Source organism: Fusobacterium varium (genome assembly GCA_021531615.1).
Lineage (GTDB): Bacteria > Fusobacteriota > Fusobacteriia > Fusobacteriales > Fusobacteriaceae > Fusobacterium_A > Fusobacterium_A varium_C.
Map to the genome: position 1 here is coordinate 14,041 of JADYUE010000023.1, position 21,782 is coordinate 35,822.

General features: G+C 30.6%; 24 protein-coding genes. 22 read left to right on the plus strand and 2 right to left on the minus strand.

Going from position 1 to position 21,782, the window contains the following annotated elements:
• Positions 1-7: 7 nt before the first annotated feature.
• Positions 8-724 carry a PASTA domain-containing protein gene (locus tag I6E31_08110; GenBank protein MCF2639934.1) on the minus strand — a complete coding sequence of 239 codons (717 nt, stop codon included), beginning with the start codon at positions 722-724 and terminating at the stop codon, positions 8-10.
• A 252-nt stretch (positions 725-976) separates the two neighbouring features.
• Here I6E31_08110 and I6E31_08115 point away from each other — a divergent pair, with 252 nt between their 5' ends.
• The 11 genes from I6E31_08115 (at position 977) to I6E31_08165 (ending at position 10,316) form a co-directional block, all read left to right on the plus strand.
• The gene (locus I6E31_08115) at positions 977-1,279 is read left to right on the plus strand and encodes an urease subunit gamma (GenBank protein ID MCF2639935.1); all 303 of its coding nucleotides are present in this window, start codon (positions 977-979) and stop codon (positions 1,277-1,279) included.
• A gap of 8 nt (positions 1,280-1,287) precedes the next feature.
• The gene (locus I6E31_08120; GenBank protein ID MCF2639936.1) at positions 1,288-1,596 is read left to right on the plus strand and encodes an urease subunit beta; all 309 of its coding nucleotides are present in this window, start codon (positions 1,288-1,290) and stop codon (positions 1,594-1,596) included.
• 114 nt (positions 1,597-1,710) lie between these two features.
• Positions 1,711-2,844, plus strand: a complete 1,134-nt coding sequence (locus I6E31_08125) for a transposase (protein MCF2639937.1) — start codon at positions 1,711-1,713, stop codon at positions 2,842-2,844.
• Between the two features lie 159 nt (positions 2,845-3,003).
• The gene (ureC, locus tag I6E31_08130; GenBank protein ID MCF2639938.1) at positions 3,004-4,719 is read left to right on the plus strand and encodes an urease subunit alpha; all 1,716 of its coding nucleotides are present in this window, start codon (positions 3,004-3,006) and stop codon (positions 4,717-4,719) included.
• Between the two features lie 18 nt (positions 4,720-4,737).
• Positions 4,738-5,181: an urease accessory protein UreE gene (locus I6E31_08135; GenBank protein ID MCF2639939.1), complete on the plus strand. Its 444-nt coding sequence runs from the start codon at positions 4,738-4,740 to the stop codon at positions 5,179-5,181.
• Positions 5,162-5,863, plus strand: a complete 702-nt coding sequence (locus tag I6E31_08140) for an urease accessory protein UreF (protein ID MCF2639940.1) — start codon at positions 5,162-5,164, stop codon at positions 5,861-5,863. The genes I6E31_08135 and I6E31_08140 overlap by 20 nt, the downstream gene beginning before the upstream one ends.
• 72 nt (positions 5,864-5,935) lie before the next feature.
• A complete protein-coding gene (gene ureG, locus I6E31_08145) occupies positions 5,936-6,550 on the plus strand; it encodes an urease accessory protein UreG (GenBank protein MCF2639941.1) in 615 nt (204 codons plus the stop codon).
• On the plus strand, positions 6,551-7,411 hold the full coding sequence (locus tag I6E31_08150) for an urease accessory protein UreD (GenBank protein MCF2639942.1): 861 nt from the start codon (positions 6,551-6,553) through the stop codon (positions 7,409-7,411).
• Positions 7,412-7,475: 64 nt separating this feature from the next.
• Positions 7,476-8,423, plus strand: coding sequence for an ABC transporter substrate-binding protein (locus I6E31_08155; GenBank protein ID MCF2639943.1), 948 nt, complete (start codon positions 7,476-7,478; stop codon positions 8,421-8,423).
• On the plus strand, positions 8,423-9,484 hold the full coding sequence (locus I6E31_08160; protein MCF2639944.1) for an iron ABC transporter permease: 1,062 nt from the start codon (positions 8,423-8,425) through the stop codon (positions 9,482-9,484). The genes I6E31_08155 and I6E31_08160 overlap by 1 nt, the downstream gene beginning before the upstream one ends.
• Entirely contained in the window at positions 9,471-10,316 is an 846-nt protein-coding gene (locus tag I6E31_08165) for an ABC transporter ATP-binding protein (protein ID MCF2639945.1), read from the plus strand. Before I6E31_08160 ends, I6E31_08165 begins: the two co-directional genes overlap by 14 nt.
• Before the next feature lie 145 nt (positions 10,317-10,461).
• Here I6E31_08165 and I6E31_08170 read toward each other — a convergent pair whose 3' ends face one another.
• Positions 10,462-11,601 carry a glycerate kinase gene (locus tag I6E31_08170; protein ID MCF2639946.1) on the minus strand — a complete coding sequence of 380 codons (1,140 nt, stop codon included), beginning with the start codon at positions 11,599-11,601 and terminating at the stop codon, positions 10,462-10,464.
• Between the two features lie 267 nt (positions 11,602-11,868).
• On the opposite strand from I6E31_08170, the gene hpt reads away from it, so the two are divergent.
• The 11 genes from hpt to I6E31_08225 all read left to right on the plus strand — a co-directional run.
• Positions 11,869-12,393, plus strand: a complete 525-nt coding sequence (gene hpt, locus I6E31_08175; protein ID MCF2639947.1) for a hypoxanthine phosphoribosyltransferase — start codon at positions 11,869-11,871, stop codon at positions 12,391-12,393.
• A 13-nt stretch (positions 12,394-12,406) separates the two neighbouring features.
• Positions 12,407-13,201, plus strand: a complete 795-nt coding sequence (gene rsmA, locus I6E31_08180) for a ribosomal RNA small subunit methyltransferase A (GenBank protein ID MCF2639948.1) — start codon at positions 12,407-12,409, stop codon at positions 13,199-13,201.
• 67 nt (positions 13,202-13,268) lie between these two features.
• On the plus strand, positions 13,269-13,523 hold the full coding sequence (locus I6E31_08185; protein MCF2639949.1) for a DUF4911 domain-containing protein: 255 nt from the start codon (positions 13,269-13,271) through the stop codon (positions 13,521-13,523).
• Between the two features lie 18 nt (positions 13,524-13,541).
• Complete coding sequence (locus I6E31_08190) at positions 13,542-13,781, plus strand: KH domain-containing protein (GenBank protein MCF2639950.1); 240 nt, start codon at positions 13,542-13,544, stop codon at positions 13,779-13,781.
• A 12-nt stretch (positions 13,782-13,793) separates the two neighbouring features.
• Positions 13,794-14,345, plus strand: a complete 552-nt coding sequence (rimM, locus tag I6E31_08195) for a 16S rRNA processing protein RimM (GenBank protein ID MCF2639951.1) — start codon at positions 13,794-13,796, stop codon at positions 14,343-14,345.
• 3 nt (positions 14,346-14,348) lie between these two features.
• The gene (gene trmD / locus I6E31_08200; protein ID MCF2639952.1) at positions 14,349-15,077 is read left to right on the plus strand and encodes a tRNA (guanosine(37)-N1)-methyltransferase TrmD; all 729 of its coding nucleotides are present in this window, start codon (positions 14,349-14,351) and stop codon (positions 15,075-15,077) included.
• Positions 15,077-15,610, plus strand: coding sequence for a gamma carbonic anhydrase family protein (locus I6E31_08205; protein MCF2639953.1), 534 nt, complete (start codon positions 15,077-15,079; stop codon positions 15,608-15,610). Before trmD ends, I6E31_08205 begins: the two co-directional genes overlap by 1 nt.
• Positions 15,611-15,633: 23 nt before the next feature.
• Positions 15,634-16,197: an RNA methyltransferase gene (locus tag I6E31_08210; protein MCF2639954.1), complete on the plus strand. Its 564-nt coding sequence runs from the start codon at positions 15,634-15,636 to the stop codon at positions 16,195-16,197.
• A gap of 25 nt (positions 16,198-16,222) precedes the next feature.
• The gene (locus tag I6E31_08215) at positions 16,223-20,566 is read left to right on the plus strand and encodes a PolC-type DNA polymerase III (protein MCF2639955.1); all 4,344 of its coding nucleotides are present in this window, start codon (positions 16,223-16,225) and stop codon (positions 20,564-20,566) included.
• Between the two features lie 8 nt (positions 20,567-20,574).
• Positions 20,575-21,492: a DMT family transporter gene (locus I6E31_08220; protein ID MCF2639956.1), complete on the plus strand. Its 918-nt coding sequence runs from the start codon at positions 20,575-20,577 to the stop codon at positions 21,490-21,492.
• Positions 21,493-21,579: 87 nt separating this feature from the next.
• The coding region (locus I6E31_08225; GenBank protein ID MCF2639957.1) for an HU family DNA-binding protein at positions 21,580-21,782 on the plus strand (203 nt) is incomplete at its 3' end.

Here is a 21,782-nt window from a genome sequence, read left to right on the forward strand (position 1 = left end):
CATACTGTTATTTTATTCTATTTACAGTAATATCTATCTCTGTTCCTGCTGGAACTTTTCTTCCTGAAACTATACTTGTTTCAATAACAACACCATCTGGTATTTCTGCTAATGTTACATAATTAATCTTTCCTACAAGCAGTGAATTTTCACTTAAAAGAATTTCAGCATCATTTACATCAACTCCAATAATATCGGGCATCTTTGTTTCCATCATCTGCTTTGAACTATTTATAAGGAAAGAGATTTTTTGTCCTTTCTTTAAAAGAGTATCTGTAGCTGGATCAGTGGCAATAACCTCATTATATGGAAGAGCTGCCTTTGTTGAGGCTACTCTATCAACTATTAACCCCTTTTGTTCAGCTATGGCTTTAGCATCAAGGAAGTTCATTCCCACAAGTTGTGGCACTTCTACTAGAGCCTCTCCTTTACTTACCCAAACCTTTATATTTCTATTTTTCTTTACAATACTATCTGGTTCAGGCTCTTGCATAAATATTTCACCTACTGGAAGATCTGAAAATTCATCTCCCATATTTCTAATGTTAAGATTGTTATCAGTTAAAAGTTCTTCAGCCTCTTCAAGAGTAAAGCTCTTTAAATCTGGCACTTTGTAGTAAGTTTCATTAAAATATGATTTTTCAAATATTTTTAATGAAAAGAACCCTGCCACACCTAGAGCTACAACTGTGATAAAAGAGAAAAAAACTAACTTTTTATTCATTTAGTCCTCCTCAAAAAATTCAATTTATATACTATTTGATGATAACATATGAGCTAAAAAATATCAATAAACTTTTATTGTAAGATAGTTTGAAAATTTTTTTATTCTATTAATAAATCTATCTAAAATATTATTATATTTTTAGTATATCAAAGAAAAAAATCTCATGTCAATGATATAAAAAAATATATACAAGAAAAAAATTTTATAATATAATATTTAATGGTAAAGACTTAAAAAATGGAGGGAAATATGAAACTAACTCTTAGAGAAAAAGAAAAACTTCTTATAGTTGTAGCTGCTGAAGTAGCTAGAAGAAGAAAAAATAAAGGTTTAAAACTTAACTATCCAGAGGCTATTGCATTGATTACAGATGAATTAATGGAAGGAGCTAGAGAGGGAAAAAGTGTTGAAGAATTAATGAGCTTTGGAAGAACTATCCTTACTAGAGATGATGTAATGGAAGGTGTGCCAGAGATGATAGAAACTGTACAAGTTGAAGCAACTTTCCCAGATGGAACAAAACTTGTAAGTGTTAAAGATCCAATTGAATAGGAGGCAAAATGAAACCGGGAGAATATATTTTAAGAAAAGATAAAATAGTTTGTAATGCTGGAAAAGAAGCGATTACATTGAGAGTTATAAATAGAGGAGATAGAGCTATACAAATAGGATCTCACTTTCATTTTTATGAAGTAAATCCAATTCTTGAATTTGATAGAGCAAAAGCTTATGGAAAGAGATTGGACATAGCTGCTGGAACTGCTGTAAGATTTGAGCCTGGAGATGAAAAAGAGATTAGACTTATTGATATAGCAGGAAATAGAAAAGTTTATGGTTTAAATGATAAAGTAAACGGAGCATTAGACTAGGAGGCTTAGAACTGTTATTGAAAATATGTAAATTTATATAATAATATCTAAATAGTTTATAGATAATTATATAATATTAAATAACATAAAAAATGATTAAGGAGTTAATAGAAGATGATACTTGCGAAGAAAGTTAGAATTTATCCAACTAAAGAGCAAGAACAAAAATTGTGGCAATCTGTAGGAACTGCTAGATTTATCTATAATTACACTCTTACAAAACAAGAAGAAAATTATAAAAATGGTGGTAAATTTATTAGCGATGGAATCATAAGAAAAGAATTAACTCAACTTAAAAAGTCAGAACTATCATGGTTAAATGAAGTATCAAATAATATTACTAAACAAGCTGTAAAAGACGCCTGTAATGCCTATAAAAGATTTTTTAAAGGTTTAGCAAATAAACCAAAATTTAAAAGTAGAAAGAAAAGCAAACCTAGTTTTTACAATGACCCTATAAAATTAAAAGTTAAAGAGAAAAAAGTCTTAATTGAAAAAGTAGGTTGGATAAAAACAAATGAGCAAATACCAAGGAATGTTAAATATAATAATCCTAGAGTTACTTATGATAATAAATATTGGTATATATCTGTTGGGATAGAAGTGGAAAAAGAGCAGGAAAAACTAACGGATATGTCGTTAGGTGTAGATTTAGGTTTAAAAGATTTGGCTATTTGTTCAGATGGAACTGTTTTTAAAAATATTAACAAAACTAAAAAAGTAAAAAAATTAGAAAAAAAATTAAAACAGAAACAAAGACAAATTAGCAGAAAATATGAGATAAATAAAATTAAAAAAGAGGGAGGTGAACGTTGCCAATTTATTAAAACTAAAAATATAGAAAAATTAGAAAATACAACAAAGCTAATACATAGAAAATTAACTAATATTAGAAATAACTATCTTCATCAAGTTACAACAAGTATAGTGAAAGCCAAACCATACAGAATTGTGATAGAAGATTTGAATGTTTCTGGAATGATGAAAAATAAACATCTGTCTGATTCAGTAAGAAAACAATGTTTTAATAAGTTTAGACAGTATCTGACATATAAAACAGAGTTAAATGGAATTGAATTGGTAATAGCAGATAGATTTTATTCATCATCAAAAACTTGTAGCGAGTGTGGTTATATAAAAAAAGATTTAAAACTAAAAGATAGAATTTATAGATGTCCACATTGTGGAGCAGTGATTGATAGAGATTATAATGCTTCACTAAATTTATCTGTGTATAAATTAGCATAATTTCACAAACAAGAAAATGCTAATATGTAGGACGCGTTGTATCCGAATTTAAGCCTTTGGAGAGTTATATCAAACGAAAGTAGCTACGGCAAAATCGGATTCTATGAAGAAGGAAATAAACAAATTTCTATATTTTTATAGATTTTTGGCAACGAAAAAATGAGCTTTGAAATAGGAAGAAAACAATATGCTTCTATGTATGGTCCAACTACTGGAGATAGTATAAGACTAGCAGATACGGAGCTTTTTATTAGAATAGAAAAAGATTATACTACTTATGGAGAAGAGTGTAAATTTGGTGGAGGAAAATCTCTAAGAGCTGGAATGGGACTTAACCCTGTTGAGATGAGAGATAATGAAAAAGTTGTTGATACAATAATCACAAATGCAGTTATTCTTGACTACACAGGAGTATATAAAGCTGATATCGGTATAAAAGATGGAAAGATCAAATTTATCGGTAAAGGTGGAAACCCAGATATGATGGACAATGTAGATTTTATTGTATCTGCAAGTACTGAAGTTATAGCTGGAGAGGGAACAATAGTTACAGCTGGAGGAATTGATACTCACGTTCACTATATTACACCTGAAATAGTTGAAACTGCTTTAAGTGGAGGACTTACAACTCTTATTGGAGGGGGAACAGGACCTGCTGAAGGAACAAAAGCTGTTACTTCAACTCCAGGAGCTTGGCATATTCACAGAATGTTAGAATCAGCTGAAGGATTCCCTATTAACTTCGGTTTCTTTGGAAAGGGAAGTGGAGCTGTTGAAGGTCCTAATGAGGAGCAAATAGAAGCTGGAGCTATCGGTTTAAAAGTTCACGAAGACTGGGGAGCTACAAGATCAGCTATTGACAATGCACTAAAATGTGCAGACAAATATGATGTTCAAGTTGCACTACACTCTGATACATTAAATGAATTTGGATTTGTTGAAGATACTATTGATGCAATAAAAGATAGAGTAATTCATACTTTCCATACAGAGGGAGCAGGGGGAGGACACGCACCTGACATCGTTAGAATGGCATCATTTAATAATGTACTACCAGCATCAACTAACCCTACTAAACCTTTTACAGTTAACACAATAGCTGAACATTTAGATATGTTAATGGTTTGTCATCACCTAGACCCTAAAGTTCCTGAAGATTTAGCCTTTGCTGATTCAAGAATCAGAGAGCAAACAATAGCTGCTGAAGATATTCTTCAAGATATGGGAGCTTTAAGTATTATGAGTTCTGATGCTCTTGCAATGGGAAGAATTGGAGAGGTTGTAATGAGAACTTGGCAAACAGCTCACAAAATGAAACTACAAAGAGGAATTTTAGAGGGAGATGAGGAGTATTGTGATAACAATAGAGCTAAAAGATATATTGCTAAATACACAATCAACCCTGCTCTAGCTCATGGAATCTCTGAATATGTAGGTTCTATTGAAGTTGGTAAATATGCTGACTTAGTTATTTGGGAACCTGCTTTCTTTGGAGTAAAACCTAAAATGGTAGTAAAATGTGGAATGGTAGCTCAAGCAGTTGTTGGAGATGCCAATGCAACAATTCCTACACCTGAGCCAATGATTATGAGAAATCAATTTGGAGGATATGGAAAAGCTATTGGAAGCACATCTATAACATTTGTTTCAACTTATGCTTATGAAGATGGAATCAAAGATAAACTAGGATTGAATAAAATAGTTTTACCAGTTAGAGGACATAGAACTTTAACTAAAAAGGATATGAAACTAAACAATGCAACTCCAAATATCACTGTTGATCCTCAAACATATGATGTAAGAGTAGATGGAGAGTTAATCACTTGTGAGCCATTAAAAGAATTACCAATGGCACAAAAATATTTCTTATTCTAATTTAAGGAAGGTAAAAAGATGATATTAGATAAAATTCTTGGAAATATAAAGGATATGGAAGATATACACTGTCATGTAGAGAGAATCTACTTAGAAAGTGATGAACTTTTAAAAAGAGTTCTAAGAGTGACATCAGATCATGGACATGAGTATGGAATCTCTTTACCAAAGGGTAGTGAAATGAGAGATGGAGATATTCTTTTTAATGATGGTCATAATATGGTAGTTATCTCTGTAAAAGAAGATGATGTTATTGTTATCACTCCTAGAGATATAAATGAGATGGGAGAGGTAGCACACAACCTTGGAAATAAACATTTACCAGTTCAAATTGAAGATGGTAAGATAATTATTCAATATGATTACTTAGTAGAAAAATTCCTACAAGATCTACAAGTAAATTTTGAAAGAAAAAATATGAAATTAAAGCAGGCATTTAGACATGTGGACCACAGCCATTAATATGAAAATTTTAAATGTTATGCAAATTTGTGACTCAAACTTTCCAGTAGGCTCTTTTAATCACTCTTTTGGTATGGAGACATATTTAAGAGATGGAGAGATAAAAGATACTGCTACTCTAAAAGTTTGGTTACTATCATATCTTAAACATCAATTTATATATAATGATGGTTTTGCTATGAGAATAGTTTTTGAAAAATTAAAAGAGAACAAGATAGATGATATTTGGGAACTAGATAGAAAGATCACTGTACAAAACACTTCAAAAGAGAGTAGAGATGGAGCTAAACTAATTGGACAAAGAATGATTAAAACCTATTTAGAGCTTTATGATATACCTCTTTTAAAAGAGTATGGAGATAGAATCAGAAAAAAACTATCTTTTGGACACCCTAGTATTGCCACTGCTATTCTTTTGAATTATTTAGAAATATCTATTGAAGATACTATTCTATATTATATGTATAGTACAATCTCAACTTTAATTCAAAATGGAGTAAGAGCTATACCTCTAGGACAAAAGGATGGACTTATTTTAATGCAGGAGTTTTTCCCTATATTTGAAAAATTGCTGTCAGAGATAATGAATCTGAATGATGAGGATTTTGGATTGACAGTTCCGGGATTAGAGATATCACAAATAAATCACGAAGAATTAGTATTTAGATTGTTTATGTCTTAAAATTAATTTCCTCTGCTCCCTATAAAGATCTTTTTGTATGGGAGCAAAGGAGATAGAAAAAAAGGAGAGGTAATGAAAGAACCAGTAATAATCGGTGTTGGAGGACCAGTAGGTTCAGGGAAGACACTTCTAATAGAGAGAGTTACTAGAATGATGGCAAATGATTACAAGATTGCTGTTATAACTAATGATATTTATACAAAAGAAGATGCTATGTTTATGGTGAAAAACTCTGTTTTACCTGAAGATAGAATAATTGGAGTAGAAACTGGAGGTTGTCCTCATACAGCTATAAGAGAAGATGCCTCTATGAACTTTGCTGCAATAGATGAATTGAAAAGTAGATTTGATGATTTAGATATAATCTTCCTTGAAAGTGGAGGAGATAATCTAGCAGCTACTTTCAGTCCTGATTTAGTAGATTTTTCAATCTATATAATTGATGTGGCTCAAGGGGAGAAAATTCCTAGAAAAGCTGGACAAGGAATGATTAAAAGTGATATGTTCATTATAAATAAGATAGATTTAGCACCATATGTTGGGGCAAATCTTGATGTAATGAGAGAGGATACAAAAGTTTTTAGAAAAGAGAAAGACTTTATATTTACAAATCTTAAAACAGATGAGGGAGTAAATAGAGTTATTGATTGGATTAAATCTAATTGTCTTTTAGAGGGGCTTAAATAGATGAGAGAAAAAATCACAATAGATGATTTAGGAAAAAACAATCTTGCTGGGTATACTGAACTTATTTTACAAAAAACTCCTAGAAGAACAGGAGCAAAGAAAAGTTATACAGTGGGGGCAGCTAAGATCTCTCCAGCTATATATTTAGATGATGACAGTATCCCATGTTACTATCTTATTCAACTAGGTGGAGGATATATTGAGGGAGAGTATTATGAAAATAGATTAAAATTAGAGGAGGGTAGCCAAGCTATTTTAACTACTCAAGCATCTAGTAAGATTTATAAAAGTGAAAATGGTATTCCTTCAAAGCAATATACTAATCTACAACTTGAAAAAAATAGTAAACTTGAATTTATAAATGATAGTGTAATATTATATAAAGATGCAGTATATGAGCAAAGCACAGATATATATTTAGAAGAGAGAGCAACTCTTATATATTCTGATGGTATAACTGCTGGTTGGTCACCTGATGGAAAGCTCTTTCAATATACAAGTGCTAGAATAAAAACAAATCTTTATCTAAATGGAGAATTGATCTATTTAGATAATCTAAAAATTACACCTAAAGATTATGAGGTGCAAAGCTTTGGTATTCTTGAGGGATATAAAAACTTTGGAACAATGGTAGTAATTGATGAAAGAGTAGATAAAGAGTTGATAAAGAGATTGAGAGAGGAAACAAAAAATCTAAATTTAGATGTAAAATTTGGAATCTCTCTTCTTGAGAAAAATGGATTTATAGTTAGAGTATTGGGAAATCTTACTCAAGATATTCAAAAGGTTATAAATAAAGTTCATACATATTTAAGAAAAGAGTTTTTTGAATTTGAGGAGCTAGATTTAAGGAAGTACTAATATTTATTTAAGAAAGAGCTGAACATATTTGTTACAGCTCTATTTAATATTTTAAAGGAGAATTATGAATTTAAAAAAAATAATAATAGGAAGTTTAATATTAGGTTCATTAAATGTTTTTGCCTATGAACCAATTAAATATACCTTTGATGATGGAGTATATAAAAAAGAGATAACTGTTACTAAGTCTCCACAAAGAGCTGTAACTTTAGCACAATTTATGACTGAAACTCTTTTAGCTCTTGGTTTAGAAGATAAGATGACAGGAACAGCTTTATTAAATGAAGAAATTTTACCAGAATACAAAGAGGCATATGACAAGATACCTGAACTACAATTAGGTGAGGGACAACACTCAATATCTAAGGAATCATTTATAGCAACAGAAGTTGACTTTGTATCTGGTTGGGAACAATCAATAGCAGAGGAAACAACAGGATCATTAGATGAATTAGTAGATAGAGGAATAGTTCCTTTTATCTCTAGTGGATTAGCTCCAGATGCTACTATTGAAAGTGTATATAATGATTTTATACTTTTAGGAAGAATATTTGAAGTCCCTGAAAGAGCTGAAAAAGTTGTAGCTAAGATGAAAGCTGAAGTTAAAAGTGTAACTGATAAAACTAAAAATATAGAAAATAAACCTAGAGTATTAATCTATGATTCAGGAGAGGGAGAAGCCTTTGTTGGAGGTTCAGGGTTACCTAATAATCTTATTGAACTTGCTGGTGGAGAAAATATCTATAAAGATCTAGGACAAGACTATGCTACTGTTTCCTTTGAAGATATTGTTCAAAAAAATCCTGAAATCATAGTTGTAACAGAGTATTATTCTGGAATTACAGGAGATGAAAAAATTAAATTCTTAAAAAATAGTCCAGCTTTAAAAGATATAGATGCTATAAAAAATAATAGAATCTACAAAATAGGACTTATTGATTTAGCTCCAGGAATAAGAAACTCAAAAGCTGTCGAAAAACTATATAATATGTTTTATGGAAATGAAAAGTAATGAAAGTGAGAAAGGAAAAATATAACCTATTTTTTTTAATCCTTTTAGTTTCTTTAATATTGAGTATCTTAATAGGAGTTTCCTTTGGAAGTAGCTATATCTCCATAAAAAATGTATATCAGTTTTTAAGCAATAGAATTTTAAATAAAGAAATTTTTTCTCCTACTTGGAAGAAGAATATCGAGGCTATTATTTGGGAGATAAGAGTGCCAAGAGTGTTGCTCTCTGCAATTACAGGGGGAGGACTTGCAATTTCTGGAGTATTAATGCAATGTATAACTAAAAATCCCATAGCTGATCCATATATTTTAGGTATCTCTTCTGGAGCATCTGCTGGAGCAGTGGCAGTTATTATTTTTGGTGGAGCAACTATAGGTATGTTAGGAATCACAGGTGGAGCTTTTATTGGAGCTATTATTTGTGGAGTAATTGTTTTTATAATTGGAACAGAAAATGGAAAGAATATATCAACAGTTAGACTAATATTAACTGGTTTAGCTGTTTCAACTATATTTTCATCTATAACAAATATATTAGTCTATTCAGCTAAAAACTCAAATCAAGTGAGATCAGCAGTGTTCTGGAGTATGGGAAGTTTAGGTAGAGCAAAGTGGGGAGAATTATTAATACCATTTCTTGCATTAGCCATTGTCTTTATATTATCTATTCTTCTATCTAAATCATTGGATATTTTACTTTTAGGAGATAATACAGCAAAAATGGTTGGAATGAATATTGGAAAGATTAAAACAATTATCATTCTTTCATCTACTATTTTAATCTCTATTTTAGTTGCTCTTACAGGTTCAATCGGTTTTATAGGTTTGATAGTTCCACATATATGTAGATATTTTTGTGGTAGTTCACATAAAAAACTTTTAACATTATCTATTTTAGTTGGAGCAATATTTTTAATCTTGTGTGATACAATAGCTCGTACAATTTTTCCACCAAGAGATATACCTATTGGAATAATAACATCTATTATAGGAGGTCCTTTTTTCCTATCTATGATTGGAATAAAGAGTTTCTCTTTTGGAGGTAAAAATGGTAGAAGTTAAAAATCTATTTTATAAGATAAAGGATAAAAGTATTTTAAATGATATATCAATAAAATTTTCTGAAAAAAAGTTTATAGGCATAATCGGACCTAACGGAGCTGGTAAATCTACACTTTTAAAAAATATCTATGGAGTATTAACTCCAAGCAATGGAGATATTTTTATTGATGGGAAGAATATTAAAAATATAAATGGAAAAGAGAGAGCTAAAAAGATAGCTGTTTTATCTCAAGAGGATAGAGAAGAGTTTGATTTCAGTATTGAAGAGATAGTAAAGATGGGAAGATACCCACATAAAAGTATATTTGAAAATTACTCCAGTAATGATAGAGAGATTGCTATAAGTATGCTAAAAAAGGTGGGAATGGAAAATTATATAGGTAGAAATTTTAATGAGTTATCTGGTGGAGAGAAACAGAGAGTTTTAATTGCTAGAGCATTAGCACAGGATACGCCTATATTGATACTTGATGAGCCTACTAACCATTTGGATATTGGATATCAACTACAACTTTTACATTTAATTAAGCATTTAGATAAAAATGTAATTGCTGCTCTCCATGATCTCAATGTTGCTGCTATATTTTGTGATTATATCTATATATTAAAAGATGGTAAACTTATTGAAGAGGGAACACCAGAACAAGTTTTAAATAGAGAGAACTTAAAAAATATTTTTAATATTGAATGCTATATAGGAAAAAATCCAATAAATGATAAAGTTCAAATATCATATACTACAAGTCACTATCATGTTAATGGAGTAGGATCAGATCACTACCATGATGATCACTTTACAGGAATACATACACATATTATAGAAAAAAATTAAAAATATGTATTTTGAAAATAGAGCTTTAAAAGATAACTTAATATTATAAAATTTTATAGGCAGAATATAAAAAGGAGCTTTAGAATTAGTATGGTGACATTAATTTCTAAAAGCTCCTCTTTATTATAAATTAATTATACTAATCTTATTTCTTTCTAAAAGCTAAAATAATTCTTCCTATATTTTCACTGACTCTCTCTAAGTTTTTTTCTCCATTTTTAAGAGCAGTTTCTAAATTTTGTACTCCAGGAAGAATAGAAAAAATACTATCAAATCCATAGTCATATAATATATCTATATCTTCACCAACATTTCCAGCTAATGCTATTACAGGTATATTTTGTTTTTTAGCTGCTTGAGCTACACCATATGGAGTTTTTCCAAAACGAGTTTGTCCATCTATACTTCCCTCTCCAGTTATTACAAGAGTTGCACCTTTTAATTTTTCTTCAAGCTTACTATATTCAATAACAATATCTATACCTCTTCTTAATTCAGCAGATAGAAATGCCATTAATCCAGCTCCTAAACCTCCTGCTGCTCCAGCACCAGCTACATTTTCAACATCAATTTTTAAATCCCTTCTTATTATTTCAGCAAAATGTTTTAAATTATTATCTAATACAGGAATAGTTTTATCAGTTGCTCCTTTTTGACGTCCAAATATGTAAGCAGCACCTTTAGCTCCAGTAAGTGGATTCTCTACATCACAAGCTACTATAATTTTAACATTTTTTAATCTCTCATCAAGTTCTGAAAGATCTATTTTATCTAATTTTGAAAGTTCTCCGCCACCAAAACCTATTTGATTACCATTTTTATCTAATAATTTTCCTCCAAGAGCTTGAATCATTCCAGCTCCTCCATCATTAGTAGCACTTCCACCTATTCCTATTAAAATAGTTTTAACATTTAGATCTAAAGCTTTTTTAATAAGCTCTCCAGTCCCAAAAGTTGTTGTTATCATAGGATCTCTTTTTTCTTTTGAGATTAATTCTAATCCACTAGCACTTGCCATCTCTAAAATAGCTGTTTCTTGATCTCCTAATACTCCTAACTTTCCTTGAATCTTTTCTCCTAAAGGATTAGTAACCTCTACAAAATAGATAACTCCATTTGTAGCATCTACTAGAGATTGTGTTGTTCCCTCTCCACCATCTGCCATTGGTACTTTTATAAATTCACTATCTTTTAAAACTTTTTTTAATCCTCTTTCAATAGCATCACAAGCCACTTTTCCACTCATGCTCTCTTTAAAAGAGTCTGGTGCTATTACTATTTTCATAAATTTTCCTCCTGTAATTTTAATAGTAATATAGTTATTTATTTTAATCTTATTTTTATAATATTTTATATACGACATTTAAATTATAACGAAACTTATTTGATAATTCAATGTTGATATTTTGTTAATAAATATAAAATTGAGTCAAAATACAAGATTTTAAAATCTAATCAATAATTTCTTGTAAAATCATGTAGTAAATGATAAAATAATGTTGAATGAATTTTTATAAAGGTGATTATTTTATCACTTTTTTTAGGAGGAAAAATGGATTACACTATTGAAACATTAATATCAAGAGAAAAGGTTGAACAAAGAATTAAAGAGCTTGCTTGTGAAATCACAAAAGATTATGAAGGAAAAGAAGTTGTAGTTCTTGGACTTTTAAAGGGATCAGTTGTTTTTATGAGCGATCTTATTAAAGAATTAGATTTACCTCTTACTATTGATTTTATGAATGTATCTAGTTATGGAAATGGAACTAGCACAACTGGTGTTGTAAAAATATTAAAAGACGTTGATCAAGAACTTAAAGATAAAGATGTTATAATTGTTGAAGATATCATTGATACAGGGCTTACTTTAAGTTATGTAAAAGAGTTTATCAAAGCTAAAGGAACAAAAAGTGTTAAAGTTTGTACTCTTTTAGATAAACCTGAAAGAAGAAAAGTTGAAATGAAGGGAGACTATGTAGGATTTGAAATTCCTGATGAGTTTGTTGTAGGTTATGGACTTGACTATGCTCAAAAACATAGAAATTTTCCATTTGTTGGAATAGTTGTAAAAAAATAATCGGAGGAAAATAATGTCCTTTAAACATAAAAAGAAATTTGGTCAAAACTTTTTGACAGATCAAAGAGAAGTATTAAGAAAAATAATGGAAGTATCAGATGTTAAAGCTGAAGATACAGTATTAGAGATAGGACCAGGAGAAGGGGCATTGACAGCTCTACTTTTAGATACTGCTAAAAAAGTTGTCACTGTTGAGATAGATAGAGATCTTGAGAAAATATTGAGAAAGAAATTTGACTCTAATCCTAAGTATACTCTAGTTATGAATGATGTATTAGAAACTAATTTAAAAGATTATGTTGGAGAGGGAACAAAGGTTGTTGCTAATATACCTTACTACATAACATCTCCTATTATCAATAAATTAATAGAAAATAGAGATGTGATTGATGAAATATACATCATGGTACAAAAAGAGGTAGCAGAAAGAATTTGTGCTAAAAAAGGAAAAGAGAGAAGTGTTCTTACTCTAGCAGTAGAATATTTTGGAGAAGCTGAGTATCTTTTCACAATTCCAAAAGAGTTTTTTACTCCTATCCCTAAGGTAGATTCTGCTTTTATGTCTATTAAGCTTTACAAAGATGAAAGATATAGCAAAATAGTAGATGAAGATTGTTTCTTTAAATATGTAAAGGCTGCCTTTGCTAACAAAAGAAAAAATCTATTAAACAACTTCACATCTTTGGGAAAATCTAAAGATGAATTGAGAGAGATTTTAGCTCAAGCTAATATTGCTGAAACAGAGAGAGCTGAAAATCTTTCTATTGATGATTTTTTAAATCTAATTGCTATATTTGAAAAAAAATAAGCTGCAATTTAAGAGAGCAGGCTGACAATTTAGTCAGCCTTGTTTTAAATTTTAAGATGGAGGAAAAATGCTAGGAAGTTATGAGTTTCTGATTCAAAGCAGAAAAGAGGATATTGACTTTATAAATAAAGTTGTAGAAGCTTATGAAGGAGCTGGAGTTGTAAGAACTGTAGATCCTCAAAAGGGGCTTATAAATATAATTACTACATATGATTTTAAAGATTTTGTAAAATTTGTTATAGAGGATTTAAAAAAATATGATGTAGTAGCTGAAATCATAGAAGAGGGAGCTTGGAAAGGTTCTCTATATATTAATAAATAATATTTAGTGGAGGAAAAGATGGAAAAATTAGAAAAATTAATCAACTATATTATAAAAGAGCTTGTAGATACTAAAGAGGCTGTAATGATAGATTATGATGCTATTGATGATACTATCACTTTTAAAGTAAGTGTTGCCAAAGGAGAAATGGGAAAAATAATCGGTAAAAATGGACTTACAGCTAATGCAATTAGAGGAGTTATGCAAGCTGCTGGAGTTAAAGATAAACTAAATGTAAATGTTGAATTTTTAGACTAGGAGGATTGATTGATGGAGCTTTTTACAGTTGGTAAAATATCTGGAACTCATCATCTTAAAGGAGCTGTAAAGATTATAGCTAATGTATCAGATGCTGAGATCTTAGTTGGAAATAAAGTCATTATTGATATTCAAGGGGAACAAAAAATACTTACTATCACAAGTGTAAGTCCTCTTGTTGGAAATAAATGGACAGTTGAATTTCAAGAAATAACTAATAAAACTGATGCTGGAAAGTTAAAAAATGGACTTATAAAAGTTAGAAGAGATATTTTAGGAATAGCTGAAGATGAATATCTTTTAAACGATCTTATGGATATGGAAGTTGTAGATATGAAAAATAATGAAACTATTGGAAGAGTAATTGATATTTTTGAAACTGCTGCTCACGATATTCTTGTAGTTGAAGATGAAAAAAGTGAAGCTATGATTCCAGATATTGATGAGTTTGTTAAAAAGATAGATTTTGATAAAAGAACTATTTTTGTTGAACTTATTGATGGTATGAGAGAGATGAAAGGAAAAAAATATCAGCAAGATGATGGAATAGAAGATGAGGAGTAATTTATGAAAATAAATATTTTAACTCTATTTCCAGAGATGTTCAGAGGATTTACAGGAGAGAGCATAATCAAGAGAGCTTTGGAAAAAAATCTTTTAGAGATAAATGTAATTAATATTAGAGATTTTTGTTATGATAAGTATAAACAAGCTGATGACAAGGTTTTTGGTGGAGGGGCAGGAATGCTTATGAAACCAGAGCCACTTATTAGAGCATTAAATACACTTGGGGGAAAAGTTATATATACTTCACCTCAAGGTGTTAGATTTGATCAAAAGTTGGCAATAGAACTTTCTCAAGAGGAGGAGATCACTATAATTGCTGGACACTATGAGGGAATTGATGAGAGAGTAGTGGAAAGTAGAGTTGATTTAGAAGTGTCTATTGGGGATTTTGTTTTAACTGGTGGGGAGTTACCTGCTATGGTGATGACAGATTGTATTGCTAGACTTGTTCCTGGAGCTATTAAGCAGGAATCTTATGAAAATGACTCTTTTTTTAATGGACTTTTAGATTATCCAAACTACACAAGACCTGAAGAGTATGAGGGAATGAAAGTGCCAGAGGTTTTATTGTCTGGACACCATAAAAATATAGAGATTTGGAGAAAAAAAGAGAGCTTAAAGAGAACTTATCTAAGGAGACCAGATCTTTTAAAGGGAAGAGAGTTTGATAAGTTAGAGAAAAAACTTTTAAACGAGATAAAAGAGGAGTTAAAAAAGGAGAGTAAATAATGATCTATAAACTTGGAGAATATATTCCAAAAATTGGAAAGAATAATTATATTGCTGAAAGTGCAAGTGTAATTGGAAAAGTTGAAACAGGAGAGAATGTATCAATTTGGTTTTCTGCTGTTTTAAGAGGAGATATGAGCTTAATTAAAATTGGTAATGGCTCAAATGTTCAAGATAATTCAACTTTACATGGAGATACAGATTTTCCTACAACAATAGGAGAGAGAGTTACTATTGGGCATAACTGTGTTGTGCATGGTTGTACAGTAGGAGATAACTCAATAATTGGAATGGGAAGTATTATTTTAAACGGAAGTGTTATCCCTAAAAACTGTATAGTATCTGCTGGTTCTGTGGTAAATAGTAAATTGAAAGCAGAGGAAGGGGATCTTATAGCAGGTTCTCCAGCTAGAGTTATAAAGAAACTTTCTGAAAAACATTGGGAATATTTAGAATATGCAAGTGGAGTTTATCTTGCAAAGATAGATAGATTTAAAAATCAGTTAGAAGAGATTAAATTAGAAGAAAAATAAATTTAAAGAAGGGATTATATAAAATGAGAGATAAAATATACTTAGGATTAGTTCATTATCCTGTTTACAATAAAAATAATGACGTTGTATGTACTTCTGTTACAAACTTTGATATCCACGATATTTCAAGAAGTTGTAGAACTTATGATGTAAAAGGATACCGTTTAATTGTTCCAGTAGATGCACAAAAAATGCTTACTGAAAGAATTATAGGTTACTGGCAAGAGGGTACAGGGGGACAATTTAACAAGGATAGAGAAAATGCCTTTGCTATAACTAGAGTTATGGACAGTATTGAAAAGGTAATTGAAGAGATTGAAGAGAAAGAGGGACAAAAACCTGTTATTATCACAACTTCAGCAAGAATTTTCCCTAATACTGTAAGCTATAAAACAATGTCAGATATGATATTTGAAGATGACAGACCATACTTATTATTATTTGGTACTGGTTGGGGGCTTACAGATGAAGTAATGGATATGTCAAACTATATTCTTGAGCCAATTAGAGGAAATACAAAATATAATCATCTTTCTGTAAGAGCTGCTGTGGCTATTATACTTGATAGACTTTTAGGAGAAAGATAATTAAAAATACAGTTCTGGAGGGAAAATGAGTAGAAATGAGATAAGGATCAAACCTCAAGATGGTATTTTCAGACAGATGGGAATAGAAAATGTAAGTATTAAGGAGATTGTTTTTTATGAAAGAAACAAGAAGATGAAATTTATGTGTTCTGTTCCCAGTGTCAAAGATCTCAAAGAACTGGATATAATTTATGAAAATATCAAAAAGAATTTTGGAAAAGAGCTTGAGGTTGACTTTAAAGTAGAATATACAAAGAGTGAGATTATGAGAGAGGAGCTTGTGACAATAGTAGAAAAGGCTATAATTAGATTAAAAGCTAGAAATGCTATTTCCAAATCCTTTCTTTATTTTTACAGAATAAGAATAGAAGAAGCTATCATTGATATTGAATTAAATGATAAAACTTCCATTGAAATTCTTCTTCAATCTAAAATAGATGAGAAACTTGAAAATATTTTAGAAAACTATGGAATATTTAATTTTAAAGTTAAATTTGTTCATGGGGACTTTTCAAAGGAGCTTACAGAGGTTGAAGCTCAAAAACAGAAAGAGATGATAACTCTATCAGCTAAGATAGATTCTGAAAATAGGGCTACTGCTGCTAATAAACCACAAAAGGGAAATGAGATCTATGTAAAACAAGGTGGGTTCCAAAGACAAAGTTATTCTAGTAACAAAACTAAGGAGATTAAGGGAAATAGTATCTCTTTAACTGAGTTTTTTGAGCTTTATGAAGATGAATTATGTGTAGTTGAAGGAGAAGTATTCTCTATTGAAAGTAGAGATATTAGAAATGAAAAAATCCTGCTTACAATAAGATTAACTGATGAGGTTACTTCTCTAACATCAAAGGTTTTCTGTGATAAGGATAAGCCTGTGGAAGTATCTGTTGGAGATTTTATAAAAATTAGTGGTAAAAAACAAATTGATAGATACTCTGATAATGAAGAGGTAATAATAATAAACTCTATCAATAAGTTAGAGAAAACAAAAGCTAAAAAAGAGGACAAGGCAGAAGTTAAAATGGTAGAACTTCACACTCACAGTAAGATGAGTGAGATGGTAGGAGTTGAAGATATTGGCGATCTTATAAAACGTGCTATCTCTTATGGGCATAAGGCTATGGCTATCACAGATTACTCTGTTGTTCATGCTTTCCCATTTGCATATAAAGCAGCTAAAGGAAAGGATTTTAAAGCTATCCTAGGTTGTGAAATGTATATGGTTGATGATACTTTGCCTATGGTAAGAGATTGTAAAACTGGTGCTATTGAAGATACTACCTTTGTTGTTTTTGACTTAGAAACATTTGGACTTAATAGTCACAAAAATGAGATTATTGAGATAGGTGCTATTAAACTAAAGGGAACTAGAATAGTTGATACCTTTAGTTCATTTGTTAATCCTAATAAGATTATACCTAAGAGAATATCAGAATTAACTCATATAACTCAAGATATGGTGGACAATGCTCCTACTATTGAAGATGTGCTACCTAAATTTTTAGAGTTTACTAAAGATGCTGTAATGGTAGCTCACAACTCAGCTTTTGATATGGGATTTATTAGAAGAGATGCCCAAAAATATATGGGAATAGATTATAAACCACCTATAATAGATACTTTGCAAATGGCAAGAGATCTATATCCAGATTTAAAAGGTTATAATCTTGATAGATTAAATAAAACTTTTAAACTCTCTCTTGAAAATCATCATAGAGCTATTGATGATGCTCAATCAACAGCCAAGCTTTTCATTATGTTTTTAGAAAAATATATTGAAAATGGAGTAGTTAATGTTGAGGATATGAATGGAGCTTTTCCTTTAAATATTCAAAAACAAGCTACTAGAAATATTGTGGTAATTGCTAAAAATTTAACTGGATTACAAAATCTATATAGATTAGTTTCTGAATCACATATTGACTATTATGGAAGTAAAAAACCAAGAGTTCTTAAAAGTCGTGTAGATAAATTAAGAGATGGATTAATAGTTGGAAGTTCTTTAACTAGTCATTTCTCAAATGATGGAGAATTAGCTGAATACTATATGAGATATGATCTTGAAAATGTAGAAAAAAATATAGATTTCTATGACTATATAGAACTTTTACCTAGAGCTACTTATGCTGAACTTTATGAGGAAGATGGAACAGGAACAATCTCATCTTTTGAGCAGATTGAGGATATGAATAGATATTTCTACAATCTTGCTAAAGAGAGAGGAAAGTTAGCAACTGCCAGTTCAAATGTTCACTATAATAATGAGGAAGATTATAAGATAAGAAGTATTCTTCTTTATGGTAGTGGAAATGTATTTAGAGAAAATCAATATAAAACAGATAATAAATTTTACTTTAGAACTACTGATGAACTGCTAGATGAATTTAGTTACTTAGGAGAAGAGGTAGCTAATGAGATAGTTGTTAAAAATACCAATGCCATAGCTGATATGGTTGAGGTAATTAAACCAGTACCTGATGGTTTCTACCCACCTAAAATTGATAATGCAGAGAATATAGTTAAAGAGATGACATATGAAAAAGCATATCGTATCTATGGTAACCCACTTCCAGAGATTGTTAAAGCTAGACTTGAAAGAGAGCTAGGAGCAATTATAGGAAATGGATTCTCAGTACTTTATCTATCAGCACAAAAACTTGTTAAAAAATCTCTAGATAGTGGATATCTAGTAGGTTCGAGGGGATCGGTAGGTTCATCTTTAGTTGCATTTATGATGGGAATTACAGAAGTTAATGCTCTTTATCCTCACTACATCTGTACTAACCCTGAATGTAAAAATTCAGAGTTTATAGAGAGAGAGGGAGTAGGTATTGACTTACCTGAAAAAATATGTCCTAAGTGTGGGCAACCATATAAACGTGATGGATACTCAATACCATTTGAAGTATTTATGGGATTTAATGGAGAGAAAGTACCTGATATTGACCTTAACTTCTCTGGAGAGTATCAATCAGAAATTCACAGATATTGTGAGCAACTTTTCGGAAAAGAGAACGTATTTAAAGCTGGAACAATATCAACTTTAGCAGAGAAAAATGCTGAAGGTTATGTAAAAAAATATTTTGAAGATCATGAGTTAAAAAATAATAGAGCTGAGATTATAAGATTGGCTAAAAAAGTTGAGGGAGCAAAGAAAACTACTGGACAGCACCCTGGAGGAATGGTTGTTGTACCTCGTGACCATAATATATATGAGTTTTGTCCTGTGCAAAAACCTGCAAATGATATAACAAATGACTCTATCACAACTCACTTTGATTATCACGTAATGGACGAACAGCTTGTAAAACTTGATATACTAGGACATGACGACCCTACTACAATAAAGATGCTACAAGAGTATACAGGGGTAGATATTTACTCTATACCTATTGCTGACCCTGAAACTTTGAAAATTTTCTCTAGTACTGAATCATTGGGAATCACTCCTGAAGATATAAATTCAGTTGTAGGAACTTTTGGAGTGCCAGAGTTTGGAACACCATTTGTTAGACAGATGTTAATTGATACAATGCCAAAAACATTTGCTGAGCTTGTAAGAATTTCAGGACTTTCACATGGTACAGATGTATGGTTAAACAACGCTCAAGAGTTTATTAGACAGAAGAAAGCAACTCTGTCACAAGTTATTACAGTACGTGATGACATTATGAACTATCTAATTGACCAAGGTATTGAAAAGGGAACTGCATTTAAAATAATGGAGTTTGTAAGAAAGGGAAGACCATCAAAAGATCCTGAAGGTTGGCAAAAATTCTCTGATCTTATGAAAGAGCATAATGTTGCTGAATGGTATATAGAATCATGTAGAAGAATAAAATATATGTTCCCTAAGGGACATGCTGTTGCTTATGTTATGATGGCAATGAGAATAGCTTACTTTAAAGTTCACTATCCACTTGCTTTCTATGCTGCATATCTTTCAAGAAAGGCTGAGGACTTTGATTTTGATATTATGGGAAATCCTGAAAGTGCTAAAAATCATCTTGAAGTACTTTCAAAAGAACCTAAGCTAGATGTTAAGAAAAAAGCTGAAATGGCTATTTGTGAGATAATAGTTGAGATGTATGCAAGGGGATTCCAATTCCTACCTATTGATATTTACAAATCAGGGGGAACTAAGTTTACAATTGAAGACGGTAAGATAAGAATACCATTGATCGGGCTTAGCGGACTTGGGGGAGCTGTAATTGATAATATTTTAAAAGAGAGAGAATTAGATAAATTTTTATCTTATGAGGATCTGAAAAGAAGAACTAAAGTATCTCAAACAATAGTAGAAAAATTAAAATCTATAAATGCAGTAGATTCTTTAAGTGAGACAAATCAGATCTCATTGTTTTAGGAGGGAAAATGTTAACTGAGAAAAAAGAGACAATGGGAGCTCTTCTAGTATGTCTTGCTGCGACTTTATGGGGATTTGATTCAATTGTCTTAACTCCAAATCTTTTTAAATTAAGTGTACCTTATGTAGTATTTATGGTGCATCTACTTCCTTTTGTAGGAATGACTCTACTTTTTGGAAAGGAAGAGTTAAAAAATATAAAGAAATTAGATGGAAAAGATTTGACTTATTTCTTTTTAGTAGCTCTATTTGGAGGGAGTCTGGGAACACTTTCAATAGTAAAAGCTCTATTTTTAGTAAACTTTGATCATTTGACAGTAGTTACACTTCTTCAAAAACTGCAACCTGTATTTGCTGTAATTCTTGCTTGGGTAGTTTTAAAAGAGAAGATTACAAAACAATTTGTTTTTTGGGCTATCTTAGCTTTAATTGGAGGGTATTTTCTTACTTTTGAATTTAACACTCCTCAAATGGCATATAATGGAAATATGCTTTTAGCTTGTGGATACTCTCTATTAGCTGCTTTTTCCTTTGGAAGTGCAACAGTTTTTGGAAAAAGAATATTGAAAAATGCCTCTTTTAGAACTGCACTATATTTAAGATATAGCTTTACAACTTTAATTATGTTTGTAATAAATATATTTAGTGGAACTTTAGCAAATATTCATACTACACAACCTTTTCATTGGTTTATATTTATTGTAATAGGGCTTACAAGTGGAAGTGGAGCTATTCTTCTTTACTATAAAGGGCTTAGATATATTCCAGCTAATGTGGCAACAATATGTGAGCTTTGTTTTCCAGTTTCAAGTATACTTTTTGATTTTATTTTCAATGGTAAATTTTTATCTGGAATTCAAGTAATCAGCACTGTTGTAATGCTATTTTCTATATATAAAATTACTCAAAGTCAACGAAATAATTAAAATTTTAAAATATTAGTAAAATACATTGTAAATTTTTTAAACTTATGGTATAAAGGATATAACGTGTATTTTTAAGGAGGCTTTAAAATGACTAAAAAAGAATTTGTTGATTTATATTTTGAAAAGGGAGAATTTGCAACTAAAGCTGATGCTGAAAGAAAAGCTGCTGCATTTCTAGCTGTATTAGAAGAAGGATTAGTAAAAGGAGAAGAAATTTCTTTCTTAGGATTTGGAAAATTTGAAGTTGCTGAAAGAGCTGCTAGAACTGGTAGAAATCCTCAAACTGGAGA